General features: G+C 59.7%; 1 protein-coding gene and 1 pseudogene. Both read left to right on the forward strand.

The window, feature by feature from the left end; genetic code table 11:
- Positions 1-171 (forward strand): annotated as a pseudogene (locus tag ACFXJL_RS34750) (Tn3 family transposase); the annotation flags it as partial.
- A gap of 341 nt (positions 172-512) precedes the next feature.
- On the forward strand, positions 513-1,502 hold the full coding sequence (locus ACFXJL_RS34755) for a terpene synthase family protein (protein ID WP_384699484.1): 990 nt from the start codon (positions 513-515) through the stop codon (positions 1,500-1,502).
- The last annotated feature ends 662 nt before the right edge of the window (positions 1,503-2,164 follow it).

Consider the following 2,164-nt stretch of genomic DNA (forward strand, 5'->3'; position numbering starts at 1 on the left):
GGGCACGGCCGTGTTTCTGGCCACGTGAATCTGAACAAGGTGACCACGCACTGGCCGGACATGCTGAAGGTTGCCGGTTCTCTGATCACCGGCCAGGTCTGATTCTACGGCCTACTGCGCATGTTCGGCCGCGACGACCGCCCGACCCCGCTGGGGGCGGCATTCGCCGACATTCCCGGCAGCTTTTCACAAAGGCGCAATCTCGCAACGGACGCACACATTTATCATGCCCGGCACCCTTCCCTAGCGGCTCTTTCCGCGAGTTGATTGGAGGGAGATGCCGAGCGGCAGTACCTGGTATACGGGAAGGCGGCGCCATTGGGCTTCTCCCCTGGACGCCGTCTGCAACCGCAACCCCGACCTGCGCGAACTACGGGTACGGGTCGGTTACGTGCCCCGCCAGATCGCAGCGCCGACGAACCAGTCCGACTCCAGATAGATCAGTCTCGGCGACGCTTTCTCCACGCCAACCAGCCGCACCCGGATACGGGAATTAACGGAAGGAAACTATCGTGGCAGCTATCGATCAACCACTACTGGGCACGTTCACTCTGGGCCCCTTCTTCCGTTACTTAAAACCTAGGTGCAGCCCTCACCTCCACTGGCTTGAAGGGCGGACCAGTGAATTCTATGAAAAGGTTCGCCATCTGTTCCCCACTGAATCCAGTTTTCAAAACTTCACCCGGGAGGAGCATGGACAGTACCTAGCCTTCCATTATCCGGATGGAATTCCGGACAGGCTGGCAGACATTGGGGACTGGATAATTACCTGGTTCGCACTGGACGACCTGTGTACTAACGGATTCGCCGTTGGTGATGAATCCATCTACCCCGCGATGCGTCAAGCCGTCATGGGGCGTACTACAGATACGCCATTCGACATCATCACGCCCATCGCAAATACCATTAAATCGAAGATGCCGCCCGCACAGTGGGACCGCTTCGTCAATGTGATGAACTACATGATCAGCGGTTTTGCCGCCGAGGACGAAATGAGGACTGGGCGTGCGCCCCAAGACATACCAACCTATGTAAAGGCTCGGTCCGGGAGTAGCGGAATGCACTGGTCGTATTTGTTGTGTGAATACGCCCTTGCTATAGACGCAAGCCCTTACGCCACCCTCGAACTGGAAGAGGCCGTCGATACGGCTGTCTGGAATTCAATATATCTCAACGACATCATCTCCTATCGCAAAGAAGTGCTATTGGGTCGTGACCCCTGCAACTATGTCAGTCTCTATATGCAGGAGACTGGAGCTGACCTCCAGGAAGCCGTCACCCACGTTCACGGCCTTGCCCTGCAAACCGAGCGGCGGATCCTTGAGCTGCAGACCGCCGCCGATCCCGCTGCCCGAGTGGCAATTGCCGCAGTCGTCGACCAAATGGTGGGAACCGTCGCCTGGCAGTTCCTCTCCCCACGCTACATAGGTGAGGGTCGATGGAGCGGAATGGCGGAGGGGACATGGCGTCTCTATACAGACCGAACCATCGTTACGTCATGACCTGAACCTCGCGGGTCACCCGACCTGCTGATCTGCGGTTCTTCCCGAGACAGCGGAGACGGCTGTTCTCCACGCTTCGAGATGTCGAGTGACGAAGCACGAGAGAACGGAAGTTGCCCATGAGTCTGCACGTCGATGCGCCCACAGGCCGGGCATTGGCGTCCCTGCTGCAGGGGATCCATGACGATGCGTGGCCAACGCTGTTGCCTACAGCGGGTCCAACGACGGGCCTCGCCAATGTGATCTGGATGCAGCGCCCTTCGCAAGGTCACAAGAAGGCAACCTGTGCACCACATCCATCTTGATGTGCTTCTGACCTGCCTGAATGCGGCCCAAGGGCTCCTTTGCGGGGGGCGCCGTCCCGCGCATTCTTCACAGACCCGGAACGATGGCGGCGCTTGTCCGGGTGCTCTCTCCGTCCACTGTCCCGACACGGGGGACAACGTCCATGGTCCATGGTGGATTTCGGGTAGCGGGGGCAGGCGGACGCTTCCTGGGCGTTTACACGCGTGCCTGACGCTGTCTCCGGGGCACACGACATCAACCTCCCACCGGCCCGACGGGCACGGGTGGTTCGTGCGCGCTGCGATGCCGCCCTGCGCACGGTCGATGACACGGGCGACCTCATTGCGGAAGAACGCCCTGACTGCATCGCAGACCTG

Source organism: Streptomyces sp. NPDC059256 (assembly GCF_042753785.1).
GTDB lineage: Bacteria > Actinomycetota > Actinomycetes > Streptomycetales > Streptomycetaceae > Streptomyces.